Source organism: Ensifer sp. Root142 (genome assembly GCF_001426785.1).
Lineage (GTDB): Bacteria > Pseudomonadota > Alphaproteobacteria > Rhizobiales > Rhizobiaceae > Ensifer > Ensifer canadensis.
Genome location: NZ_LMFK01000001.1, coordinates 575,043 through 599,645, shown reverse-complemented (window position 1 = coordinate 599,645; position 24,603 = coordinate 575,043). Strand labels below are relative to the sequence as shown.

The window sequence follows — 24,603 nt, the reverse complement described above, 5'->3', positions numbered from 1 at the left end:
CATCCCACGACAATAGACCGCGGTCACCCAAACACAACCGGGAATAGGCCTGGCGCGGGGAACCGTCACCGCGGCGTAAACGGATCGCTAAAGCAGACGCGAAGGAGCAGGTCATCGCATTGACTCATGTCAATTGGGCTCAAGACAGGCACTGCCATTTGACAAAAGACGATTGAAAAAATCAAAAGTAAAAAGCTGATATTGACAGATGTCGATCATCGTGTGATTTTTGTCGAACTCGATGGTGGCAAAATCGCCATCGCAGCGTGGGAGGACACCATGCAACCGCTTTTGAAGGTTGAAGGGCTGAAGAAATCATTCGGGGGCGTTGCTGCATTGCGCGACGGCCGCCTGGAGCTTCAAGCCGGCTCCGTTCATGCGCTTTGCGGCGGCAATGGCGCCGGAAAGTCGACGTTTCTGTCGATCCTGATGGGCATCCAGCAGCGCGACGGTGGCACAATCTGGCGCCGCGGCAAGGAAGTGCACTACGGCAACCCCGCCGAAGCGCTCGCCTCCGGCATCGCCATCATCGAGCAGGAACTGAGCCCCGTCCCGCATATGACGGTCGCCGAAAACATCTATCTCGGCCGCGAGCCCTCGGGGCGCTTCGGCGGCATCGACTTCAAGAAGATGAACCGGGATGCCCAGCAACTGCTGGATCGGCTCGAATTCGGCATCCGTGCAACCCAGACGATGATGACCCTTTCGGTTGCGCAGATGCAGCTGGTCGAGATCGCCAAGGCTTTCAGCCATGAAGCCGAAGTCATCTTCATGGACGAGCCGACATCGGCGATCGGCGAGAAGGAAGCTCAGCACCTCTTCGCTGCGGTTGCCCGCCTCAAGGCCGAAGGCAAGGGCGTCGTCTACGTCTCGCACCGGCTGTCGGAGATCTTCCAGATTGCCGACAGCTACACTGTCTTTCGCGATGGCGGCTATGTCGGCAGCGGCCTGCTCGCCGATATCGACCGCCCGGGCCTGATCAAGATGATTGTCGGGCGCGAACTTGGCGAAGAATATATCAAGACCAACGACCCGACCGACGAGATCGGCCTGGAGGTTTCGGGCCTGACGCTGCCGGGCAAAATCGAGGACATCTCGTTTTCGGTGCGCAGGGGCGAAATCTTCGGCATCTACGGGCTGATGGGCTCCGGCCGCACGGAAATCTTCAACTGCCTGTTCGGCCTCGATCGCCCGTCGCAAGGCGACGTCAGGCTCGAAGGTGAACCGGTCAACGTCACCAAGCCAGCCGACGCGATGGCCAGCGGCATCGCCTTCGTCACCGAAGACAGGAAAGTGAGCGGCCTCAACCTTGCAGACAGCGTTCGCGGCAACATCTGCCTTGCAAGCCTCCCGGAGATGAGCCCGAGCTTCGTCATGAAGCGCCGGGACGAGGCCGCGGCAAGCGCCCAGATGATCGCCCGGTTCGGCATCAAGGCCGCCCGCGACACGATGCCGGTCTCGGGCCTTTCGGGCGGAAACCAGCAGAAGGTGGTGCTCGGCAAATGGTTCCTGCGCCAGCCGAGATTGCTCTTGCTCGATGAGCCGACCCGCGGCGTCGACGTCGGTGCCAAGCGCGAAATCTACCGCATCATCTGCGACTTCACCGCGGCCGGTGGCACCGTTGTCATGATTTCCTCGGAGATCGACGAGGTGCTCGGCATGTCCGATCGCATCCTGGTCATGCGCCAGGGAAAATCCGCCGGCATCTATGACCGCCGGGCGACCGACGCCCGTTCGCTCGTCCACCTGTCGACCTGAACCACCCGCGAGATCGACGCCAGAAGCGCTTGTCCGACATCAAAGGGGCCTGAGAACCGTGTCCAATATCGAAAACAAATCGTCCAGCAGCTGGTTCAATGCCGAAAACCGCGGCACGATGATCCAGGAATACGGCATCTTTCTCGCCTTCCTGCTGTTGGCGTTCATCCTTTCGCTCTCCAACGAATATTTCCTGACGCCGGGCAACATTTCGAACGTGCTGCTGCAGACGTCGATCAACGGCGTGCTCGCCATCGGCATGACCTTCGTCATCCTGACGCGCGGCATCGATCTTTCCGTCGGCTCGGTCGTGGCCCTTGCCGGCATGGTGAGCGCCAGCTTCGCGACGACCTCGGCGACGGCAGGCATCGCCGGCGCGCCCTACCCTTTCTTCATCGCATTGGCGATCGGCATTCTCGTCGGCGTCGCCTGCGGTATCATCGTCGGCTTCATCGTCTCGCGCTTCTCTGTTCCGGCCTTCGTCGCCACGCTCGGCATGCTGTCTGCGGCGCGCGGCACGACGCTGATCTATGGCGGCGGCAAGCCGGTGCCGGCGCTGACGCCGGAATTCCGTTGGATCGGAACGGGCAACATCCTCGGCATCCCGATGCCGGTCATCCTGCTGGCGATCGTCTTCCTGGCCTCCTGGTGGATCCTGACCCGCACGCGCTTCGGCCGCTACATCTACGCCGTCGGCGGCAACCCGCATGCGGCCAAAACCTCGGGCATCAATGTCACTCGCATTCGCTTCCTCGTCTACGTCATTTCCGGCGGTCTTTCGGGCCTTGCAGGCATGATGCTCTCTGCCAGGACGGGCTCGGCCCTGCCGCAGGCCGGCATCGCCTATGAACTCGACGCAATCGCCGCGGTCGTGATCGGCGGCACCAGCCTTTCGGGCGGCGTCGGCCGGGTGACGGGAACGCTGATCGGCGCGCTGATCATCGGCGTAATGAACAACGGCCTCGATCTGATGGGCATCCAATCCTACTACCAGCAGGTCCTCAAGGGCGCGCTGATCGTCGGCGCCGTGATGCTCGACCAGAAACGCAATCAGGGTCTTTGACCCCTAAGAGATTGGCCGCCGAGCGGCTGCCATGAACCAATCCGTGCGCCATGAAGGTCGCGGAAACCACAATATGGAGGAGTAGCATGAAGAAACTCGTGATCGCCCTGGCTTCCGCCACGGCCCTCTTCGCGTCATCAGCCGTCGCGCAGGAAAAGCTCAAGATCGGTGCAGCGCCCTACGGACTCAATGCCGAATTCATGCAGATCTGGTCGGCGGCGCTTGAAGAGCACCCCGCCGTCAAGAGTGGCGAAGTCGAACTGACCGTGTTTGACGGTCGCTACGACGCGCTGGTCCAGCAGGAACAGTTCAACACGATGATCACGCAGAAGTTCAACGCGATCATCTTCGTGCCGATCGACATCGAGGCCGGCGCAACCGCCGTTCAGGCGGCGCGTGATGCCGGGATCCCGGTCGTCGGATCCAACACCCGCGTCAACTCCGACCTCTTGACCGCCTATGTCGGCTCCGACGACACCGTCTCCGGCTACATGGAAGCCAAGACCGTGCTCGACAAGATCGGCTGCAAGGGCAACGTCGTCATTATCGAAGGCCCGATCGGCCAGTCGGCGCAGATCTCCCGCCTCGAGGGCAACAAGAAGGCGCTTGCCGAGTGCCCTGACGTCAAAGTTCTCGAGCAGCAGACGGCCAACTGGTCGCGCGCCGAAGCCCAGACCCTGATGGAAAACTGGCTGACGGCCCATTCAGGCCAGATCAACGGCGTCATCGGCCAGAACGACGAGATGGCGCTCGGCGCGATCGAAGCGATCAAGTCGGCCGGCCTCAAGGTCGACGACTTCGCCATTGCCGGCATCGACGGCGTGACCGATGCCCTGACGGCCGTCAAGGAAGGCACGATGACCTCGATCCTGCAGGATGCCCGCGCGCAGGCACAGGGCGCGCTCGACCTCGCGATCTTCCAGGCGAAAAAGGGTGACTACAAGCCACAGTCGGACATCTGGGCGCAGTATCCGGACATGCCGTTCAACGACGGCAAGGACAAGGAATACAACGTTCCGTGGACGCCGGTCACGACCGAAAACGTCGACAAGCTGCTCGAAGCCCGCAAGTAATCGCCAACTCAAGCGGGGCGGCCTGCCCGCCCCGCTTTCCAACCGCCGAGGGAAAACGACATGACCGAGACCACACCGCAGATCGACCTCAATTTCCCGCTGACGGGCAAGGTTGCCCTCGTCACCGGCGGTGCCTCCGGCATCGGCGCGGCGATTGCCAGCGCCTTTGCCGCCAAGGGCGCGAAAGTGGCGGTGCTCGACATCAACGAGGATGCCGCGCGCACAAAAGCCGAGGCTCTCGGGGCTGATGCAAGACCCTTCGTCTGCGACGTCTCGGACCCAGCCTCGGTCAATGCGGCCGTGTCGGGCGTGGTCGCCGCTTTCGGCGGCATCGACATCGCCGTCAACAGCGCCGGCGTAGCGCTTCTGGCGCCTGCCGAAGAGCTGTCGCTCGACTACTGGGACAAGACCATCGCCATCAACCTCAAGGGCAGCTTCCTCGTCACCCAGGCCGTCGGCCGGGCGATGATCGCCGCCGGCAAGGGCGGCAAGATCATCAACCTCGCCTCGCAGGCCGGTACCGTCGCGATCGAAGACCATGTCGCCTATTGCGCCTCGAAGTTCGGCGTCATCGGCATGTCGAAGACCTTTGCGGCCGAATGGGGCAAACACGGCATCTCCGTCAACACCATCTCGCCGACCATCGTCCTGACCGAACTCGGCAAGAAGGCCTGGAGCGGCGAAAAGGGCGAAGCCGCCAAGAAGCGCATTCCGGCCGGCCGTTTCGCCTATCCCGAGGAAATCGCGGCCGCTGCCGTGTTCCTGTCGTCGGCGGGAGCCGACATGATCAACGGCGCCGATCTCTTGATCGACGGCGGCTACACCATTCTCTGACGACGCACGACCCCATCTACAGGAGACACCATGCAAAGGTTCATCAACAATCCCGACGAGGTGGTCGAGGACACCGTCAAGGGCTTCGTCAAGGCGCACTCCGACATCGTGCGCCTGGCTGACAACCCGCGCGTGGTCGTCGCCAAGGGCGCACCGGTTGCCGGCAAGGTCGGCGTCGTCACCGGCGGCGGTTCCGGCCACGAACCTGCCTTCATCGGCTACACCGGCCGCAACATGCTGGACGCGGTCGCCGTCGGCGAACTCTTTTCGTCGCCGACCGCCAAGAGCTTCCATGATGCCATCCGTGAAGCGAATGGCGGCAAGGGCGTCGTCTGCCTCTATGGCAACTACGCCGGCGACAACATGAACGTGAAGATGGCGATGAAGCTCGCCGCCAAGGACGGCATCGACGTCCTGACCGTCGTTGCCAATGACGACGTCTGCTCGGCACCGCCGGAGGAGCGCGAGAAGCGCCGCGGCGTGGCCGGCGAAATCTTCATGTGGAAGATCGGCGGTGCCAAGGCGGCTGAAGGCGCAAGCCTCGAGGAGGTGCGTGTAACCGCGCAGAAGGCCATCGACAATTGCCGTTCGATCGGCGTCGGTCTCGGGCCATGCACGCTTCCGGCGGTCGGCCATCCGAACTTTCAGATCGAGCCCGGCACGATGGAAGTCGGTATCGGTCATCACGGCGAACCGGGCGTACGCGTCGAAGCGCTGAAGACCGCCGACGACGTCGCCAAGGACATGTGCCAGATCGTGCTCGACGATCACAACCTGGCGTCAGGTACCGAGGTCGCGGTGCTGGTCTCTGGTCTCGGCGCAACGCCGCTCAACGAACTCTATATCCTGAATGACACGATCGAGAAGGAAATCACCGGTCGCGGTCTTCGCATCTACCGGACCTATATCGGCAACTACTTCACCTCGCTGGAAATGGTCGGCGCCACGCTGACCGTGCTGGCGCTCGACGACGAACTCAAGGCGCTCCTCGACGTCGAGGTTCGCTGCACCACCATCCTGTGACGAAAGAGGCGCATCATGCAGACGTTTAGCAACGCCAACTCAGGCGCGATCGTGCTGTCGCTCGCAGAGCGCATCATCGAGAACCGCGCCTATCTGAGCGAGATCGACGGCAAGATTGGCGACGGCGACCACGGCGTCAACATGGCCAAGGGCTTCGGCATGGCCGCCGATCGGCTGAAGGGCAAGGAGGCAACCTTGTCCGAGGCGCTGGATACGCTCGGAACCGTGCTGATGACCGAGATCGGCGGATCCATGGGCCCGCTCTACGGGGTGATGTTCACCGAGTTCGCCGAAAAGCTCGACGGTGTGCCTGCCATCGATGCGGCAACCTATAGCCTCATGCTGCATGCCGGCCTCGAGGGCATCCAGTCGATCGGCTCGGCCAAGGTCGGAGACAAGACGCTGATCGACACGCTCGTTCCGGCCGTGGAAGCCTTTGACGGTGCGACCGCGAGCGGCAAACCGTTCGACGAGGCGCTCAATGCGCTTGTTTCCGCAGCCGAAGCTGGCCGCGAATCGACCCGCGACCTCGTCGCCAAGATCGGCCGCGCCAGCCGGCTCGGCGAGCGCTCGCTCGGCGTGCTCGACGCCGGTGCGACCTCCTGCGCGATCATCCTGAAGGAACTTTCGCTGGGCGCACGCGCACGCCTGACGTAACCCCTGCCGAAGGCGACGGCACGGTTCCGTGCCTTCGCCAGACACCTTCGCCTCCCAAGGCCGGTGCGATCCCGCTCAAAAACAGCGGGATCGCACACCGCGACGACAGTCATACCAGCTGCTGGTGCCGGCCGGCACAGATGGCTGAATGCGCGACATTCCAAATCTACTGTATAAACCTGCACTTCGATCAGACCCGACCTAAGGAACGGTGCAGTAAGGTTGCAAAAGCACGACGTTGCTTCCATGTTCACCAACCAAAACAGGGAACGAACGCAACCAGATGACATCGAAGACATCCTCACCACGCAAGGGCGGTGCGAGCAGGAGCGGCGCGACCGATACGTCGGACGCCATCCCCCTGCGCTATGGTGACGATCCCTATGTCTGGGCCTGCTGGCTCTACTACGAAGACGGAATGACCCAGGGCGAGATCGCCGATGCGATGGGCGTCTCGCGTGCGACCGTCAACAGCTACCTCGCCGAAGCCCGGGAAAAGGGCATCGTCAACATCTCGCTCGAGCCGGCGCGTCTTGCGTCGCTCACGATCGCCCAGGAACTCAAGCGCCATTTCGGCCTCGCCGACTGTCTCGTCGTTCCAAGCGACGACAACGCCCGGCCGCTGATCGACCGGCTCGGCGTGGCCGGCGCAATGGCGTTGCAGAAGCTGGTGAAATCCGGCGACACGCTGGCGGTCTCCTGGGGACGCACGGTGATGTCGGTGGGCGAGCATGCCGATGTGCATGCGCTCCAGGACGCGACCGTGGTGCAGGCGACCGGCGGCACGACGGCGGCGTTCTCCTATACGCCGGAGCTCTGCGCCGCTTCGATCGCCCGTGCAATCTCTGCGCGCTGCGTCGGCATAACCGCGCCGGCGATCGTCAAGTCGCCGGAATTGCGGCAGATGCTGCTCGACGAGCCGCTGCTGCAGGAACAATTCGCCACGCTGGCACAGGCGAACCGCATCCTCTTCGGCATCTCGTCGCTGCGCCCTAACTCGACCATCCATACCAGCGGTTTCTTCGAATCGGTCTCGCTGCAACACTATCTCGCAGCCGGCGCCGTCGGCGTCGTCGCCGGACGGTTCATCGACGAGCGCGGACGGCCCGTCGCGGGACCACTCGACGACAGGACAGTTGGGATTTCGCTCGACATGCTACGCCGGATCGGCACGCGCATTGCCGTTGCCGGCGGCTTCGACAAGGTTCCGGCGCTGCTTGCGGCGCTGCGCGGTGGTTACGCCAACGTGCTGATTACCGACGCGGCGACCGGTCACGGCATCCTCAGGGCAGACGGCGTCACCGGCCTCGACACGAGGATCTCGCAGCGGCCGAAGCTTGCCCAGACGCCCAGCTCCTACCGCACCCACGTCAAGAAGTTCCTCAACAACCCCAATGAGGTTGTCGAGGAGATGCTCGACGGCGTCGTCAGGGCACACCGGGACTATATCGAGCCGATCAACGGTTCGCATCGCGCGCTCGTTGCCAAGACCGGACCGCGGCCGGGCAAGGTCGGCCTCGTCATCGGCGGCGGCACCGGCCATGAACCCTGTTTCCTCGGTTATGTCGGCAAGGGCCTCGCCGACGCCGTGGCGGTCGGCAACATCTTCTCCTCGCCGCCGCCTGATCCGATCGTCCAATGTGCGGTTGCCGCATCGGGCGGCGAGGGCGTGCTTTTCGTCTATGGCAACTACGCCGGTGACGTGATGAACTTCGAGATGGCAGCCGAGATCGCCGAGGAAAAGGGCATCAAGGTCCGTACCGTCCTGACCACGGACGATATCGCCTCCTCGCCGATCGAGGATCGCGAGGGTCGGCGCGGCGTTGCCGGCAATTTCTTCATCTTCAAGATCGCCGGTGCGGCCTGCGATCGGGGACTTTCTCTCGACGCCTGCGAGGCCGTGACCAGGAAGGCCAACCTTCGCACCTATACGGTCGGCGTTGCGCTCGAGCCCTGCTCGATGCCGCAGACCCGACGCCACAATTTCGAGATCGGCCCCGACGACATGGAAATCGGCATGGGCATCCACGGCGAGCCCGGCGTGACCCGCGAGCACATCAAGCCGGCCGACGACATCACCGATGCGATCATGGACAACATCTTCAAGGAGATGAAAGCTTCGGCCGGAGATCGTGTCGCCGTGCTCATCAATTCGTTCGGCGCGACGCCGCTGATGGAACTCTACATCCTTTACCGGCGGGTTGCGCAGCGCCTTGCCGCCAAGAACATAGAGATTGAAGCCAACTGGATCGGCCATTATTGCACGTCTCTCGATATGGTCGGTGCATCGATCTCGATCCTCCATCTCGACCAGGAACTGACCGATCTGCTGCATCACCCTTGCGAAACGGCTTTCCTGCGTATCAATTAGCATTCCGTCAGGGACCCATGGTCAAGCATGGGTACCGGGCGTTCTGGGAGGACAGTGATGTCGGAAAATGCGGCGCGCCGCTTGGTCAGCATGTTTCAGGCGATCTCCGAGGCCGTGGAAGCCGAAAAGGATCATCTGTCGGAGCTTGACGGCGCCATTGGCGATGCCGATCACGGCACGACGATGTCGCTCGGCTTCCTGGCGGTGAAGGCCGGACTGGCCAAGCTCGACCTCGACCATGCCCAGATCTCCGACGTCATGGCGACGGCGGCGGGCGCTTTCCTCAATGCCGTCGGCGCCTCGACCGGACCGCTCTATGCCACGGCCTTTCGCCGCGCCGCACAAGCCGTCGCCGGCAAGACGGAGCTCGATCTCGCCACCTGCGCCGCCATCATCGATGCCATGGGTTCGGGGATGCGCGAGCGCGGCAAGGGACAACGCGGCGACAAGACGATGCTCGACGCCTGGCTGCCGGCAGCCGATGCCGCCGCAGCAGCCCTTGCAGACAACAAGGGAGCTGACGGTTTCTGGCGCGACGTTGTCGCTTCGGCCGAGGCCGGCGCCAACGCGACGCGCTCGATGATCGCTACAAAGGGACGCGCCGCAAGGGTGCGCGAGCGCTCGCTTGGTCATGTCGATCCCGGAGCCGCCTCGTCCGTCATGATCCTGCGCGCCATGGCATCTTCGCTCAACAGGGCGGCCTAGCGCGCGGCGCCGACCAACAGCCGCAACCGAGGTTCGGGAGTAACGCGAACCTGTGTTCGCGAGTAACGCGCACGTGATGCCGCTGTTTGGACAAAATTTACCATCACATGCCAAGGCTGGTGAGCAGTGGGGATGTCCGGCGTTCAAGTTTTATTGAACTGCCGACAGACGAAAGCCAGCGGCAAGCGCTTGCAGCTAAAGCCGCTAGAGGTTTTATGGTCCGGTCGCCATTTCAAGGAGCCCGCATGCGGCGCATAACGAGACACCTTCTTTCCCTTTCGCCCGCAAACGCCGGCGAATTCCTGGGCAAGACGAAGCCCGCCCGGCGCGCCGCGATGGCCGCGACGATCGCCATCGCCCTTTCCGGCTGCATGTCAGCCTTTGACGAAGTTCGTGCACCGCCGCCGATCCCGGCGAAACTGATCGGCGCCATGGCCAAGAACGGCTCCAAGCCGGAAAGCCCGGTGCTCGTTCGCATCTTCAAGCAGGAAAGCGAACTCGAGATCTGGAAACAGAACAAATCCGGGCAGTATGCGCTCCTCAAAACCTATCCGATGTGCCGTTGGTCTGGAAAGCTTGGGCCGAAGACCAAGGCGGGCGACCGCCAGGCGCCGGAAGGGTTTTACCACGTGTCCGCCCGCATGCTGAATCCGAAGTCGCAATTCTATCTGTCGTTCAATCTCGGCTACCCCAACCGGCTCGAGCAGGCTCTCGGCTACACCGGTGAGGCGCTGATGGTGCATGGTGCCTGTTCGTCATCCGGTTGCTACGCGCTGACGGACCAGGGGGTCGGAGAAATCTATCCCGTCGTCCAGCGCGCGCTCGCGGGCGGTCAGGGGCAATTCCAGGTGCAGGCCTATCCGTTCCGCATGACGGCAACGAATATGGCGCGGAACAGCGGTGACCCGAACTTCAATTTCTGGAAGAACATCAAACAAGGCTACGACATCTTTGAAGCGACGAAGCGCCAGCCGAAGGTTTCGGTCTGTGGCGGTCGTTACGTCTTCAACACCGACTTTGCCAACGGCGAGCCGACCGACCCGCTTGGCGCCTGCCCTGCGACCACGGCAACATCGGACGCCGGGCTGATGGCAAGGCTGCAAACGGAAGACGCCAAGGTCGCGGGCATAGTCGCCAATCAGACGCCCGCTCCGGTGAATTCCTATGTCGATGGCGGCATGCATCCAAGCTTCCGGACGCTGCTTGAGAAAAACGGCGCTGAAAAGCTGGCCGCCAAGATCTCGGGAACTAAATACCCCATTAGCCGACCGGACGCGGCGCTGGCAGATCCCTATGCCGGCCTGTGATCGGTGGCGGCGGGAGATGAGCAGCGCTAGATGCGCCATTCCCCCGGTAGTCACCGAACACAGGTAATTGAGGTTCCCCATGCCGCAACGTGACGTCTGCCGCCGATCCTTCCTCACGCTTTCCGCCGGCATGGCGGTGCTCGGTTTGGCGGGGTGCGGCTCGACGCGCGAGCGGGTTGCACAGCAATACGCCCCGGCGCCGGAACCGGTGCCCGCCGCCAACACCGTGCTCTCCGAGATGTATGGCGAACGGCCGGGAGAAACTTATCCTCTGCCGGCGATCCCTTACGAAAAGATCGACCCGCGATATTACAGGCAGATGGTGCCCGATCCGACGGGCGAGCGGCCCGGCACTTTGGTTGTCGATGTCGGCAACCATTTCCTCTATCGCGTCTATGAGAACGGCCAGGCGATGCGCTACGGCGTCGGCCTCGGCCGGGCCGGCTTCGCCTGGGCCGGTCGCGGCGTCATCCAGTACAAGCGGCCTTGGCCGCGCTGGAAACCGCCGAACGAAATGGTCGCACGCCAGCCGGAACTGCAGCAGTACAGCATCGAGGCCGGCGGCATGGAGCCGGGGTTGAAGAACCCGCTTGGCGCCCGCGCGATGTATATCTTCCAGAACGGGGAAGATACGCTTTACCGCATCCATGGCTCCCCGGAATGGTGGACCATCGGCCAGTCGGTGTCGTCGGGGTGCGTGCGCATGATCAACCAGGACGTCGTCGATCTCTATGACCGCGTGCCGAACGGCACGCCGGTCGTGGTGACGGACCTTTCGGGCGGCGGAATGGCGGCGCAAACACCGGCCCAGCCGCAGGACAATCTCCTGCCTGGCGAAGGCGGCATCCCCGGCGCACCCCCGCCGATTTATTAGGACCGGCGCTGTCGACCGTGGGAGCATTCAACGCTCCCACGGTCGACAGCTGGCCTCAGATGACGAGCAGCGGCGTCTTTCCCCGGACGCGATTATAGAGGTCGATTGCGTCCTGCTGCAGCATCCGCACGCAACCGGCCGAAGCGTTCTTGCCGATCGAGCGCCACTGCGGCGACCCATGGATGCGGTAGAGCGTATCCTGGCCATCCTGGAAGATATACATCGCCCGCGCGCCGAGCGGATTGCTGAGGCCCGGATCCATGCCGCCCGCCTCGATGCCATATTTCTTCAGGTGCGGCTGGCGCGCGACCATGTCGTCCGGCACCGTCCAACGCGGCCACTTGCGCTTCCAGTGCACGACCGCCCTGCCCTTCCAGGCGCGTCCCTGTGCGCCAAGACCGACGCCATAGCGGATCGCCTTGCCGCCGGGCAGCACCCAGTAGAGGAACATCTTCTGCGTATCGACGACGATCGAATAGGCCGGCTCGTTGGTCGCATAGGCGACCTCCTGCCGCAGGAATTCCGGCTTTATCGCATCGAACTGCACCCCCGGAACATCATAGCCCTCGTCCTTGACCGGACCGTAGATCTGGGCGTAATCGAGCTTTGGCGCCGGCTCATCCTTGCGCTCAAGCTCGATCGGGGCCTTCTCTGGCGGGGTGATGACGTGCTTGCTGGTCTTGTCGGCGGCATTTGGCTCGAGACCGGGCTTGGGGACCTGTGTGCAGGCGCTCAAAATAGAGCTTGCGACCACTGCAAGCAGTGATCGGCGGGACAATTGAAAAGACACTTTTTTATTCCGGGTTGGATGTATGCGAGGAGAGAGTTGTGGCTGTTGGTCCCATTCGTGACCGAAATGTGGTCAAAGCCGATCTCTTTGGTGGATGATCCTCGCCAGTCGCTCGCCGCCAACTGAGTGTTGCAAAATTCACCCGGTCGGGCGCGAGCGGGGAGTCATCCTGACGGCAGACGGAAGCGGCATGTCGCGTTCAGCCCAGCAGTTGGTCTAAAGCATATCGCGCAAAAGTGCGCAGCGGTTTTGCGATAACGACATGCACAAAAACAAGAGCTTAAAGCGCGCAAGCGAATCCTGGAAATCGCGACGCGCTTTAGGTGAAAGCGTCCTTCCGCAGCACACTCTCGGCCTGCTCCGAGCTCATCTCGAACACTTTTCTGCCTATCTCGAACCCGAAACCGTTGCGAGCGAATGCGGACAGCTCCTTGGCCTTGCGCTTGTCGTCGAGCTCGCCGCGGCGGAAGGGGCCGAAAGCGCGCTTGCGAGCAAAGACCACGGCAGCAAACAGATCGTCGGTCTCCTCCAGCGCCACGGCGGCGGTTTCCCTGTCGATGCCCTTCGCCGAAAGCTTCTGCGCAATCGCCCGTTTCGACTTCCCGCTGCGCACCGCCGACTGCGTGCTGAGCTGCGCATAATCCGCGTCGTTCAGGGCATTCAGATCATAGGCGAACTTGACCGCGAACTCGGCAACGGCCTTGAGCTGCTGCTGGCTGATATCCTCGAACTTCTGTCGCGCCTTCCGGGTGATGGCGTCGAACAACTGTTTCTCCGTCATCATCTGTCGTTCGAGGCGATAGACCGCCGAATTGCGCGCCCAGGACAGCATGCGCGCGGTCGGCGCGTCGGAGGGCGGCGTGTCAGAAGGCGGATCGTCGGCTTGTAGATCGTTTGATGTCACGGGGTGGGCGGGCTCTTTTGGGATGCGCTTGATGGGCGATATTTCGCCCACAGAGATAGCCGCAAACGTGGCGCTTCGGTAGTCGCCACGGGCGGGATTGATTGCGGTAACGCTAGCCCGGCATTTTGCGACCGGAAACCGATGGGCATTTCAGCCATTGCCAACCGGGCCTTTGCAATGTGATCTGCGGCTGATATGTTCCTAATTCGTTCCCCGTCGTGAATCTCTCATATCGAGCGCGGGGATGCCTCGGCGTCGCCCGCAGGGCCGAGCAATCGGTGCCAGCGTTCAGCGCGAGAGGTAGAATCGGCAGAGACTTACCGGGGACTTCGGCGTGGCGGCGGCCTATCTGGAAAAATTGAATGATCGACAGCGCGATGCCGTCGAATTTGGCGTAACCGCACCCGGCGAAACGATTGCAGGGCCACTCCTGATCATCGCCGGCGCCGGGTCGGGCAAAACGAATACGCTCGCCCATCGTGTTGCCCACCTCATCGTCAATGGCGCCGACCCCCGCCGCATCCTGCTGATGACGTTTTCGCGCCGTGCGGCCTCCGAAATGGCGCGACGGGTCGAGCGCATCTGCGCCCAGGTGCTTGGGGCAAACGCCACTGTTGCCACCGATGCGCTCACCTGGGCCGGAACATTCCACGGCATCGGCGCGCGCCTGCTGCGCATCTATGCCGAGCAAATCGGCTTGAATGTCGATTTCACGATCCATGACCGGGAAGACAGTGCCGACCTGATGAACCTTGTCCGGCATGAGCTCGGCCTCTCGAAGACCGAGAGCCGCTTCCCGACCAAGGGCACCTGCCTGTCGATCTACTCGCGGGCGGTCAACTCCGAGACGCCGCTGAGCGAGGTCTTGCGCGCGCACTATCCCTGGGTTTCCGGTTGGGAGGAGCAGTTGAAGCAGCTGTTTTCCTGTTATGTCGAGGCAAAGCAGACGCAGAACGTGCTCGATTACGACGACCTGCTGCTCTACTGGGCGCAGACCGTCAGCGTGCCGGAACTGGCCGAGGACATCGGCAACCGTTTCGACCATGTGCTGGTCGACGAATATCAGGATACCAACCGGCTTCAATCATCCGTGCTGATGGCGTTGAAGCCAGGCGGCAGGGGCCTGACGGTCGTGGGCGACGATGCCCAGTCGATCTATTCGTTCCGGGCAGCGACAGTGCGCAACATCCTGGATTTTCCGGGCGAGTTCACCCCTCCGGCCGACGTCATCACGCTTGATCGAAACTATCGTTCCACCCAGACGATCCTTGCCGCTGCCAACGGCGTCATCGATCTCGCCCGGGAACGCTTCACCAAGAACCTCTGGACCGAGCGGCAGTCGGCGGAAAGGCCCAAGCTGCTGGCGGTCGCGGATGAAGCCGACCAGGCGCGCTATATCGTCGAGAAGGTTCTGGAGAACCGAGAGATCGGCATGACGCTGAAGCAGCAGGCGGTGCTGTTTCGCTCGTCGAACCACAGCGGGCCGCTCGAGGTGGAGCTGACCCGGCGCAATATCCCCTTCGTGAAATTTGGCGGGCTGAAGTTTCTCGACAGCGCCCATGTCAAGGACATGCTGGCGGTGCTCAGGTTTGCGCAGAACCCGAGGGATCGGGTCGCCGGCTTTCGCCTGCTGCACATGATCCCCGGTGTCGGCCCGCAGACTGCCGGCAAGATCCTTGACGCGATCGCCGCAGATCCGGAACCGCTGGCAGCCCTCGGGGAGATCCCCGCCCCGCCGCGTTCCGGCGACAACTGGCGGGATTTCGTCACCCTGATCGAAGGGCTGCGCAAACAGGCAGGCGGCTGGCCGGGTGAAATTGCCCAGGCACGCGAATGGTACGAGCCGCATCTCGACCGCATCCACGAGGATGCCGACACCAGAAAGGCCGACCTCCTGCAACTGGAGCAGATCGCCGGCGGCTATCCGAGCCGGGAACGCTTCCTGACCGAACTGACGCTCGATCCGCCTGATGCGACCAGCGACCAGGCCGGCGTGCCGCTGCTTGACGAGGACTATCTGATCCTTTCGACGATCCATTCGGCCAAGGGGCAGGAATGGCGCTCGGTCTTCATGCTCAATGTCGTCGACGGCTGCATCCCCTCCGATCTTGGCGTCGGCACCACGCATGAGATCGAAGAGGAGCGCCGGCTGCTCTACGTCGGCATGACACGGGCAAAGGACAGCCTCACACTGATCACCCCGCAACGGTTCTTCACGAGCGGCCAGCATGCGCAGGGCGATCGCCACGTCTACGCCTCGCGCACGCGGTTCATTCCGGCAACGCTCCTGCAGTTCTTCGAGACGGCATCCTGGCCGGTGGTCAGCGCCTCAGCGTCCGAGCGCAGCGCCAGGCAGATCCGCATCGATGTCGGCGCGCGCATGCGGACCATGTGGAAGTAAGGAGCGGCACGTGGCCGAGCCTAGCGACACCGTGATCGGAAGACAGACTACAGCCGATGCGACGGGAACGGAGCGGCAGCGCAAGATCATCCATATCGATATGGACGCCTTCTATGCTTCGGTCGAACAGCGCGACAATCCGGAGCTGCGCGGCAAGCCGGTTGCTGTCGGCGGCGCGGCTGCGCGCGGCGTTGTCGCCGCGGCAAGTTACGAGGCACGCAAGTTCGGCGTCCATTCCGCCATGCCATCCGTCACGGCGAAGCGAAAATGCCCCGATCTCATCTTCGTCAAGCCGCGCTTCGACGTCTATCGGAGCGTGTCGCAGCAGATCCGCGAGATTTTTGCCGAATATACGCCTGTCATCGAACCCCTGTCGCTCGATGAGGCCTATCTCGACGTGACCGACAATCTGAAGGGCATGGAGATCGCGACCGAGATCGCCGAGGAGATCCGCGCGAAGATCAAGGCAACGACGAACCTGACGGCCTCGGCCGGCGTCAGCTACAACAAGTTCCTCGCCAAGATGGCGAGCGACCAGCGAAAGCCGGACGGGCTGTTCGTCATCACGCCCAAGAACGGACCGGCTTTCGTCGAGGCGCTTCCGGTGAAAAAGTTCCATGGCGTCGGGCCGGCAACGGCCGAGCGGATGAAGCGCCTGGGTATCGAAACCGGCTTCGACCTGCGGCAGCAGACCCTGGCGTTCCTGCAGGAGCATTTCGGCAAGTCCGGGCCGTATTTCTACGGCATCGCCCGCGGCATCGACGAACGGCGGGTGCAGCCGGACCGGGTGCGCAAATCGGTTGGTGCGGAAGACACATTCGTCGAGGATATTTTCGAGTTCGAACCGGCATGTGCCGAGTTGCTGCCATTGGCCGACAAGGTCTGGCGCTACTGCGAGGCGCAGGGCATGAGCGGCAAGACGGTAACCGTCAAGGTGAAGTACTCGGACTTTACCCAGGCGACACGCAGCAGGACGCTCGGCACACCGGTCGCAGGAGCGTCCGAGATCCTTGAGGTTGCAGTTTCGCTGCTGGCATCGGTCCATCCGTTCAAGCGCGGCGTGCGCCTGCTGGGGGTCACGCTATCGTCGCTCAATGGCAACGAAGAAGAAGCCCGCTCGCAGCTGGAACTTTCTTTCTGACGATCAGGCCATGCCAAAAGAAAAAGCCTGCCGCGGGAGGAGGTGCGGCAGGCTTTCAAAAGGATTGAATGGCAACCGGGAGGAGGAGTGTCGCCATTCCGGCAAGCGCTCGTTAGGAGGAGGAGAAAGCACTTGCACACTCGAAGTCCTGCGGGAGGAGATGCATCGCTTCGATGAGTTGACTATACAAGAAACCTACCGATTTCGTAGATCTGACTTCGCAGACCAGCCATGCGTGGAGCGCCGGTCAGGCGGCTCAGCGCACCTTGAAGCGGTCGAAGGCTGTCAGCCGCACCATCGGCGGATCGGCCTCGTTCCAGCGATAGATTTCGGTTCTGAGGTAGCGCAGCTCCTCGTCCAGCCCCTCTTCGCCGATCTCGATCCACCAGGATTTTGGGCGCCCATCGCTGCCGTCGGACCAGCGGTAGCCGCGGCCCTTTAGGTGGTCCTTCATCTCGAAGGGGCTGTTTTCCGCATAGAGGCGAACGCGCGATCGCTGGCTTGCCGCGTAGAGTTCGGCAAAAGGTGTCTCTTGCGGATCAGCGGCTGAGCCCGCAATCACCTCAAGCAGCGCAAAGCAGTCATCGACGGCGCGATGGCCGTCGTGGAAATGTCCCGCCTGGCCGATGAGGTAGCCGAGCTTCGTGCCCTCGAAGCCGCGGTCGCTCCAGCCGATCTCGGAGACCGAGCAGGCCCAGGCCTTTTTCTCGAAGATCGGCGAAAAAGCTTCGCAAAACGGCCGGTCGAACCCGGCATTGTGGGCGATAATCAGATCGGCGCGCTCAATGATCGCCTGAAGCCGGGCAACATCGATGGTTTCGCCGGCGACCATTTCGTCGGTAATGCCGGTGATGCGCGTGATCTCGGCTGGAATGGAGCCGCTCGGCTGCCGCAGACCGCCATAGACGTCGATCACGTCGCCGATGGCCCCGTGAGCGTCAAAGGTGAACGCAATGACGCCGATCTCGATGATCTCGTCCTTGCGATGGTTGAGGCCGGTGGTCTCGGTGTCGAGGATGACGCCGACGAGCGGAAACTCGGCGCGCGGCGCGGCCACGACGGGGCGCGGCTCCAGCTTTTGCAGAACGCGGTAGCGACCCGTCGCCTCCAGATGATCGACCATGGCGCCGGCGCTCATGCCGGCAGCCGCGCGTGAGGACGCGCGCTTGGAGCGTGCGCCCTTCTCGTCCGGATCGGACGAAACAAACATGTCGTATTGCAATGCCATCAGCCCTTCTCCCGGAACTTTTGGCGAAAGGGAAGACCGAGCGCCTATCGCGCCATCACTTTCCCCCACTGTCAACAACCTGTGGCGAGCGGGCCGGATTTAACCCGGGAAAACCTGTGAGCGGACCGCCAAGCGGCAAGATCTCGGCCCGGAAGGGTCGAACGGGCGCCACTCACGGCGCCCGCGATGGTTCCGGTTAGCCGAGCGCGGCAACAGCCTCGATCTCGAACAGCATCCCGTCAAGCGCCAACCGCGGCACCGGGATCAGTGTGCATGTGGGTTTTGCGCCCTCACCCAGCGCCGCTTCCATTTCAGCGCCGAAGATATGCAACCGTTCTTCGGAGTGGTCGACGATCAGCACCGTCAGCTTGACGATGTCGCTTGTATCAGCGCCCGCGGCACCAAGCGCGGTGCGCAGATTGGCGAGCGCCTGGCGGACCTGCAGTCGGAAATCCGGATCGAGAGCCCCTTGCACGTCCTCGCCTCCCTGGCCGGCGACAAAGACCAGCCGCACGCCCGCCGGGACCAGGCCGACATGGGAGTAACCATTGACCGATGCATCATAAAGCCCAGGAGGATTGAAAAGGCGAATAGGCGATTTTGTAGTTGTAGACGACATTTTTTGCTTTCCGTTGTTGCACGACGAAGCCGTGGAAACGCCGTATGGAGGATCGCCGACGTTGTGGGTCGGCGTGCCGGACAGCGCGTTCAGGCTCCATATCGTTTTGACGATCCAGCAATGCTTCCCGTGACGCGGGCGAGTGGATTTCTTTTTAGGCTGCGAGCGTTCGCATTTAGACACAGGCGGTCACGGGTGCCGGATCCCGCGCGACGCGATGATTGAACTGCTTGCGTTCGAACAGGGCAGATCGGGTAGCTTCTTGCCCAACCCGACGACGGCCTTGATTGCTTTAACAGCAATGGCGTAGCTAGAGGCAGTCGGTTCGACAAATCGGTCTAACCGTCTCCGCATCACAGCGAAAGGTGCCCCATGAACGAAGAACCGAAAATCGTCCTGTCCCCGCTCTCGCAGGAGTTCTCCCGCGACGGCATCACTGTGACCGTCGAAATCTCCCGGATCGAGGACGGCAACGAGTGGGCGCTGGAAGTCATCGATACCCAGGGCATGTCGACACGCTGGGAGGATCTCTTCGCAACGGATGCCGCAGCGCTCGCCGAATTTCTCAGCGCCGTCGAGCAGGATGGCATGTCCGTGTTCGTGATGCCTTCGGCGCTGCACTGACGAGCTACCATATTTTCCGGCTCCGGGCCGAACGGCGCCACGACCGATAAAGTGACCGGCGCCGCTCCCGGGTCGAACCTCCCGCCATTGAAAGCGCCCGGGGCGACTTTCACGCCAGCCGCTCGCTGAGGGCAGACGTGCGAAGACGGGTGGTGTTCAACAGGCCGGCCGCCTGGATCAGCGGGTAAGCCGCGGCCGCTATGTGCGAATTGATCCGGTGCAGGTCACCAATAAGATCGATGAACAGAGCATTGCTTCTAAGACTGACGCCCTTTTCCATGCCTTCCCGGCCGAGATGCTCATTGATCGCGCGCTCCTCGAGCGCGCGGAAGCGATCTTTCTGGGATGCCAGACGGGCGGCAGCGCCGACGTCGCGCGACGAAAGAGCCACCGGCACAAGGCGTAATGACACCGCGACCTCGTCGCAGAGCATATCGAGGGCCTCGCGCTGGCTCGGCGCCAACTGGATGTCCTGCTTGATCTTTGCCCGGATGCGGTCGGCGAGGTTGAGCTTGATCACATCACCCGCGTGTTCGAGATTGCTGGCAAAAAGCATGATCTCAAAAGCGCGGCGCGTATCGCCACCCGACAGTTCGCCCTGGGCCAGCCGGCCGAGATAGGCATGGACCGACCCCATGTAGGTGCCGAGCTTGAAATCGATGGCGTTGACCTCCTTCAATGTCTCCAACCGACTGGACGACAACGCCGTGAGCGACATCTTGAACATGCGCTCCAGCAGTTCGCTCATCCGGATCGTCTCGATCGTGGCATTGGAAAGCGCGACGGCCGGCGTCGTCAACGAAGCGCTGTCGAGATAGCGCGGTGTGGCCAAGGGATCATCGGCGGCCGAAGCATTGGGGATCAACCGGTCGACGAAGCGCACGACGACAGGGGAGATCGGCAGGAACACGGCGGCGACCGTCAAGTTGAACGCCGCATGGAGTCCGACCGCGACATGCAAGGGGTCCAGCGGCACACCGGTGGCAGCATCGACGATCTGTCGCGCCAACGGCAGCAGCGCGATTGCCAGAAGGCCGCGGCAAAGCAGATTGGCGACTGGGAGCCTTCGGGCGACAGATGGCTGGTCGAGGGTCGCGCTGACGGCCGGCAGGCCGCCGCCGAAATTGACGCCGAGGATCAGGGGCACGGCGCCGGCCACTTCCAGACTGCCATTGGTCAGCAGCGAAGCGATTAACAAGATGACCGCGAGCGTCGAATGGCAGAACCAGGCGAGACCGGCGCCGACGAGGAAACCGAGCACCGGCTCGTTGGCGATCGCGGCGAGAACGTCGTGAAACAGCGTCGCCTCGCGCAGCGGAGCGGTCGCCGAAACGATGACCTTCAGTGCCAGCAACATGAGGCCGAGCCCCATCATGATGCGGCCGGCGTTTCGCGGGCGAAACTCGTTCGACGCTCCGAAGGTGAGATAGCCGGCAAACAGGAAAAGCGGCGCCAGCGTCGTTGCCAGCGATGAGCCCGATGCGAAAAGGCCGGATACGAGCGCCGAGCCGATATCGGCACCGAGGAGAACCGCAAGGCCCGTCGTCGCCCCGATCGCACCGGCACCAGCCAGGCCAGCGATAATGAGGGCCATGGCCGTGGCGCTGCCGAGAACAGCGGTGGCGGCGATGCCGCCACCGAATGCTGTCAGCCGGTTGGACAGGCGCTGTTCGACGAACAGCTGCAGCCGATCGCCCCATCCCCGCATGACGCCGGTTCTAACCATCCGCACACCCCAGAGCAGGAGCGCGACGCCGCCGAGCAGCTCCACAATGACAAACGTTCCGGAATTCATGTCCAGCAAGGTCCTTCCGCTCGAAGCGATCAATCGGCGACGGAAATGTCGGGAGCGACAGATCCGATGTTGTAGCCTTCGAGCTGGGCTGCAGATCGGTCCGGCACGGGAAAATTCAGGATGGTTGCCGTGCCCGGCGTCACGGGAACGACGCGCGAGGGCGGCAGGTCCAGAAACTCGTGGCAGGCTGCGCGAATGACCCCGCCATGGGCGACCACCAGCAGGTCGCCATCCGTGCGCGACATCCAGTCACGAACCCCGTCGGCGACGCGGTTGCGAAAGGCGATCCAGGTTTCGGCGTTGGCCGGCGTAAAGGTGCCGGCGCGCCAGGCGGTGTAGTCCTCCGGACGTTCGGCGATCAGCTCCGGCTTGCGACGCCCCGTCCATTCGCCCATGTCGAGCTCGCGAAACCGCTCGTCGGACGGCGCGTCCGGATGTCCGATCAGCGCAACGGTCTGCCGCGTCCGGCCGAGATCCGATGCGATGATACGGGCGGGCTGCAGCGCCTTGGCATAGGGGCGGAAACGCCGGACCTGGGCAACGCCGCGTTCAGACAGCAGCGAGTTGTCCTGGCCCTGCAGTCGTTGTTCGGCGTTCCACTCGGTTTCGCCATGGCGCATGAGGATCAGCCTCATTGATTTATCCTTTCTCCGCTGACGGCAAAGACAGCGTCAGGGGTCCTGATGAATGACAGTGTGACGGCGTCCCCGGGCATTGCGCTGAAGTAACCCTCCGCCATGCCGGTGATGCGCAGATCGCCGAGCATGGCGGTGACCATCGTGCGTCCGGCGATCGGTGCTGCCTCGGCAAACCGCGCGGTGACCGACGGTTTGTCCGGCACCGCGCCGACGCAGACGTCCTCGGCCCGATAGAGAAGCTGCACCTCTGGATGGCCAGCGGCGATCGAGCCCGACACCAATGGCGTATCATTGAACACGAAAGTCTCTCCAACCCGGCGCGCCGGTAGGAGGTTGGCCGGCGGCGTGCCAAGAAAGGTGGCGACGAAGGTCGTTGCCGGGTTGCGCAGCAGCTCGATCGGCTTGCCGAACTGCTCGACACGACCATTGTTGAGCACTGCGACGTGCGTCGCCATGGTCATCGCCTCCACCTGGTCGTGGGTGACATAAACCGACGTGGCGCCCGTTGCCCGGTGTATCCGCATCAATTCGCTGCGCATCTCGATGCGCAGCTTGGCATCGAGGTTCGACAGCGGTTCGTCGAACAGCAGGATGCTGGGTTCGGGCGCGATCGTGCGGGCAATGGCGACGCGCTGCTGCTGGCCGCCGGAGATTTCCGCTGGATAACGTTCGGCAAGGGCACCAATGCCAAGTAGGGCAAGCACCTCCTTGACGCGGCGGTCGCGTCTTTCGCGCGGCCATCGCGCGACCTTCAACGGCCAGGCAATGTTGCCGGCGACGGTCATATGCGGCCAAAGGGCGTAGCTCTGGAAGACGAGGCCGGCGTTGCGGCGGCCGGCGTCGGCGATGACGCCTCCCGCACCACTGGAGACCGTCTGGCCGACAAAGGCGATCTCGCCTTCGCTCGGGCCTTCCAGGCCCGCCAGCATGCGCAGCAATGTCGACTTGCCGCAGCCGGACGGGCCGACGAGTACCAGGAACGAGCCGGCCGGGACCGAAATGTTGACATCCTTGACCGCCGTGAAGGCGCCAAATCGTTTGACGAGGTTGCGGATCTCTATGGCGTCCGCAGCGCCGGTTGCTAGGGCGTTCATGACTCTTTCCATTTCTGGACGCGGTTCTGGAGGCCGTGGGCCAGAAACGAGGCCGCAAGGCAGACGATAAGGATGACGAGGGTTATGGCGTTGGCAAACTGCATGAAGCCCTCGGCGGCATAACGATAGGCGACCATGCTGAGTACGGGCGACGTCGCGGTGAACAGCAGCACGACCAGCGAGAGATCGCGCACCATCTTGACGAAGACGAGGATCGCACCGGCAAAAAGGCCGCGGATCGCCAGCGGGAAGATGATCGCAAACAGCCGCCGGAGCAGGCCGGCCCCGGTCAGCCGCGCGCTTTCCTCGATGTCGGCGGAGATCTGACCGAGAACCGAGCGGCCGGACTGCACGGCAAAGGGGAGATTGTGGGCAGAGGCTGCAATCACCAGCAACGCGAAGGTGCCGTAAAGCGAAGGCAGCGGACCAATCGGCGCACCGAAGAGGGCGATATAGGCGGCCGCAAAGGCAATGCTCGGCACCAGAAGCGGAATGAAGGCAAGCTGGCTGAGGATCGTGGCGAGCAGACTGCCGCGGCGCTGGACGATGGTATAGGCGAGCGCGAGGCCAAGCAGCATCGTCGTCAGCGCGACGACAAGGCCGAGGCGGATGGTATTCCAGATCGCGTCGATCAGCACGGGATTGCGGAAGATGCCCGCCTGCCCCTGGGCAATTTCGCCGCCACCTTCGCCGATCCAGAAATGCAGCGTCCAGTTCGAAAACAGGGCCCCGCTTTGAGGCGCAAGGCTTGAGGCCGCAAGCACCAGGACCGGCGTCACCGTGGTCAGAAGACCGACGAGCACGGCGACGGCAAAGAGCGGCCAGCGCCAGGCGCCAAGGGGAAACCGTTTCGTGCGTCCGCCCTTGCCGGTGACCGTGATGAAGGCCTTGCGGCCGGAGACGATGCGGTCCGATATCCACAGGAACAGTGCGGAAACGGCGATCAGCAACAGCGCAAGCACGAAGCCGCGCTCGTTCTGGCCGGTTTCGATCATGCCGAAGAGGCGGGTCGAAAGCGTCTGCATGCGCACCGGCAATCCCAGGAGCGCAGGTGCGGCGAAATTGGCAACGGCGCCGGCGAAGGTAAGCGAAGCGGCAGCGATCAGCGCCGGCGTGACGACGGGCAGGATGATGCCGAAGAAGATACGCGGACGCTTCGCACCAGCCATCTGACCGGCTTCAACGAGATCGGCGCCGACCGAACTCAGGGCCGCTGCGATAATCGTATAGGCCAGCGAATAATAGTGGGCGATCAGCACGATCGCGGTCGGCACCAGCCCCCAGGCGAGCCAGTCGGGAATGGCAAGGCCATTGGTTTCGAAGAAGCCGGCGGAGCCGCCGAGCCGTGAGTTTCGAAACAGCGTCCCCCAGGCAAGCGCCGCGGCGAAGCTCGGGATCATGTAGGGCAAGGTCCCCATCAGTCCGAGCAGGCGACGTCCCGGCACGTCGGTCAGGACCACCAGCCAGGCCAGAAACCCGCCGAGGATAAGACAGCCGCTGGCGACCCCGAAGCCGAGGACCATGGTGTTGAACAGGGGGCGCCACCAAAGATTGAAGGACAGCGGGCTGAAGAGCACCGCCTGCCAGGCCCCGATGCCTGCAGGGGTGAGCGTCGACAGAAGGATGCGCACAAGCGGCGCCACCACCAGGATGGCGACGATGGCAACGAGGATTGCCGGCATGACGAAGCCTGATCGGAGCAGC

21 protein-coding genes are annotated in these 24,603 nt (G+C 63.0%); 13 read left to right on the top strand and 8 right to left on the bottom strand.

The features are described from left to right. The first annotated feature begins 279 nt into the window (after positions 1 to 279). From ASD52_RS02945 to ASD52_RS02895, 10 genes are all read left to right on the top strand, one after another. Positions 280 to 1,758: a sugar ABC transporter ATP-binding protein gene (locus tag ASD52_RS02945; protein ID WP_057210108.1), complete on the top strand. Its 1,479-nt coding sequence runs from the start codon at positions 280 to 282 to the stop codon at positions 1,756 to 1,758. 58 nt (positions 1,759 to 1,816) lie between these two features. Continuing rightward, positions 1,817 to 2,821, top strand: a complete 1,005-nt coding sequence (locus ASD52_RS02940) for a sugar ABC transporter permease (protein ID WP_057222812.1) — start codon at positions 1,817 to 1,819, stop codon at positions 2,819 to 2,821. 86 nt (positions 2,822 to 2,907) lie between these two features. Then, positions 2,908 to 3,894 carry a substrate-binding domain-containing protein gene (locus ASD52_RS02935; RefSeq protein WP_057222811.1) on the top strand — a complete coding sequence of 329 codons (987 nt, stop codon included), beginning with the start codon at positions 2,908 to 2,910 and terminating at the stop codon, positions 3,892 to 3,894. Between the two features lie 60 nt (positions 3,895 to 3,954). Next, positions 3,955 to 4,728 (top strand): SDR family oxidoreductase, encoded by a 774-nt coding sequence (locus ASD52_RS02930; RefSeq protein WP_057222810.1) that lies wholly within the window; start codon positions 3,955 to 3,957, stop codon positions 4,726 to 4,728. Positions 4,729 to 4,758: 30 nt separating this feature from the next. Beyond that, positions 4,759 to 5,751, top strand: a complete 993-nt coding sequence (locus tag ASD52_RS02925) for a dihydroxyacetone kinase subunit DhaK (RefSeq protein WP_057222809.1) — start codon at positions 4,759 to 4,761, stop codon at positions 5,749 to 5,751. A gap of 15 nt (positions 5,752 to 5,766) precedes the next feature. Next, positions 5,767 to 6,408 (top strand): dihydroxyacetone kinase subunit DhaL, encoded by a 642-nt coding sequence (gene dhaL, locus ASD52_RS02920; protein WP_057222808.1) that lies wholly within the window; start codon positions 5,767 to 5,769, stop codon positions 6,406 to 6,408. Between the two features lie 283 nt (positions 6,409 to 6,691). Further along, positions 6,692 to 8,779 carry a bifunctional sugar-binding transcriptional regulator/dihydroxyacetone kinase subunit DhaK gene (locus tag ASD52_RS36775; RefSeq protein WP_081788964.1) on the top strand — a complete coding sequence of 696 codons (2,088 nt, stop codon included), beginning with the start codon at positions 6,692 to 6,694 and terminating at the stop codon, positions 8,777 to 8,779. Between the two features lie 57 nt (positions 8,780 to 8,836). Beyond that, the gene (gene dhaL / locus ASD52_RS02905; RefSeq protein ID WP_057222807.1) at positions 8,837 to 9,484 is read left to right on the top strand and encodes a dihydroxyacetone kinase subunit DhaL; all 648 of its coding nucleotides are present in this window, start codon (positions 8,837 to 8,839) and stop codon (positions 9,482 to 9,484) included. Between the two features lie 335 nt (positions 9,485 to 9,819). After that, positions 9,820 to 10,791, top strand: coding sequence for a murein L,D-transpeptidase family protein (locus ASD52_RS02900; RefSeq protein ID WP_057210110.1), 972 nt, complete (start codon positions 9,820 to 9,822; stop codon positions 10,789 to 10,791). A 79-nt stretch (positions 10,792 to 10,870) separates the two neighbouring features. Continuing rightward, positions 10,871 to 11,665, top strand: a complete 795-nt coding sequence (locus tag ASD52_RS02895) for a L,D-transpeptidase (RefSeq protein ID WP_156612861.1) — start codon at positions 10,871 to 10,873, stop codon at positions 11,663 to 11,665. 55 nt (positions 11,666 to 11,720) lie between these two features. On the opposite strand, the gene ASD52_RS02890 is transcribed toward ASD52_RS02895, so the two are convergent. Together ASD52_RS02890 and recX are read right to left on the bottom strand one after the other, a co-directional pair. Continuing rightward, the gene (locus tag ASD52_RS02890; protein WP_057221919.1) at positions 11,721 to 12,455 is read right to left on the bottom strand and encodes a L,D-transpeptidase; all 735 of its coding nucleotides are present in this window, start codon (positions 12,453 to 12,455) and stop codon (positions 11,721 to 11,723) included. A gap of 319 nt (positions 12,456 to 12,774) precedes the next feature. Then, entirely contained in the window at positions 12,775 to 13,287 is a 513-nt protein-coding gene (gene recX, locus ASD52_RS02885; RefSeq protein WP_057212962.1) for a recombination regulator RecX, read from the bottom strand. A 406-nt stretch (positions 13,288 to 13,693) separates the two neighbouring features. Here recX and ASD52_RS02880 point away from each other — a divergent pair, with 406 nt between their 5' ends. Both ASD52_RS02880 and dinB read left to right on the top strand, forming a co-directional pair. Continuing rightward, positions 13,694 to 15,760, top strand: a complete 2,067-nt coding sequence (locus tag ASD52_RS02880; RefSeq protein ID WP_025429361.1) for an ATP-dependent helicase — start codon at positions 13,694 to 13,696, stop codon at positions 15,758 to 15,760. Positions 15,761 to 15,860: 100 nt separating this feature from the next. Beyond that, positions 15,861 to 16,901, top strand: coding sequence for a DNA polymerase IV (dinB, locus tag ASD52_RS02875; RefSeq protein ID WP_244497418.1), 1,041 nt, complete (start codon positions 15,861 to 15,863; stop codon positions 16,899 to 16,901). 256 nt (positions 16,902 to 17,157) lie between these two features. Here the strand turns inward: dinB and ASD52_RS02870 are convergent, their stop codons facing one another. Together ASD52_RS02870 and ASD52_RS02865 are read right to left on the bottom strand one after the other, a co-directional pair. After that, complete coding sequence (locus ASD52_RS02870) at positions 17,158 to 18,129, bottom strand: 3'-5' exonuclease (protein ID WP_057222806.1); 972 nt, start codon at positions 18,127 to 18,129, stop codon at positions 17,158 to 17,160. Positions 18,130 to 18,325: 196 nt separating this feature from the next. Further along, positions 18,326 to 18,748 (bottom strand): RidA family protein, encoded by a 423-nt coding sequence (locus ASD52_RS02865; RefSeq protein ID WP_025429364.1) that lies wholly within the window; start codon positions 18,746 to 18,748, stop codon positions 18,326 to 18,328. A gap of 372 nt (positions 18,749 to 19,120) precedes the next feature. Here ASD52_RS02865 and ASD52_RS02860 point away from each other — a divergent pair, with 372 nt between their 5' ends. Next, positions 19,121 to 19,372, top strand: a complete 252-nt coding sequence (locus ASD52_RS02860; RefSeq protein ID WP_025429365.1) for a hypothetical protein — start codon at positions 19,121 to 19,123, stop codon at positions 19,370 to 19,372. Positions 19,373 to 19,481: 109 nt separating this feature from the next. Here the strand turns inward: ASD52_RS02860 and ASD52_RS02855 are convergent, their stop codons facing one another. Genes ASD52_RS02855 through ASD52_RS02840 form a run of 4 tightly spaced genes read right to left on the bottom strand, consistent with a single transcriptional unit; the run spans position 19,482 to position 24,581 of the window. Continuing rightward, the gene (locus ASD52_RS02855) at positions 19,482 to 21,167 is read right to left on the bottom strand and encodes a Na/Pi cotransporter family protein (protein WP_025429366.1); all 1,686 of its coding nucleotides are present in this window, start codon (positions 21,165 to 21,167) and stop codon (positions 19,482 to 19,484) included. Between the two features lie 29 nt (positions 21,168 to 21,196). Next, a complete protein-coding gene (locus tag ASD52_RS02850) occupies positions 21,197 to 21,802 on the bottom strand; it encodes a histidine phosphatase family protein (protein ID WP_025429367.1) in 606 nt (201 codons plus the stop codon). Continuing rightward, positions 21,799 to 22,899 carry an ABC transporter ATP-binding protein gene (locus ASD52_RS02845; RefSeq protein WP_057221924.1) on the bottom strand — a complete coding sequence of 367 codons (1,101 nt, stop codon included), beginning with the start codon at positions 22,897 to 22,899 and terminating at the stop codon, positions 21,799 to 21,801. The genes ASD52_RS02850 and ASD52_RS02845 overlap by 4 nt, the downstream gene beginning before the upstream one ends. After that, the gene (locus ASD52_RS02840; RefSeq protein WP_156612904.1) at positions 22,896 to 24,581 is read right to left on the bottom strand and encodes an iron ABC transporter permease; all 1,686 of its coding nucleotides are present in this window, start codon (positions 24,579 to 24,581) and stop codon (positions 22,896 to 22,898) included. The genes ASD52_RS02845 and ASD52_RS02840 overlap by 4 nt, the downstream gene beginning before the upstream one ends. Positions 24,582 to 24,603: the final 22 nt, after the last annotated feature.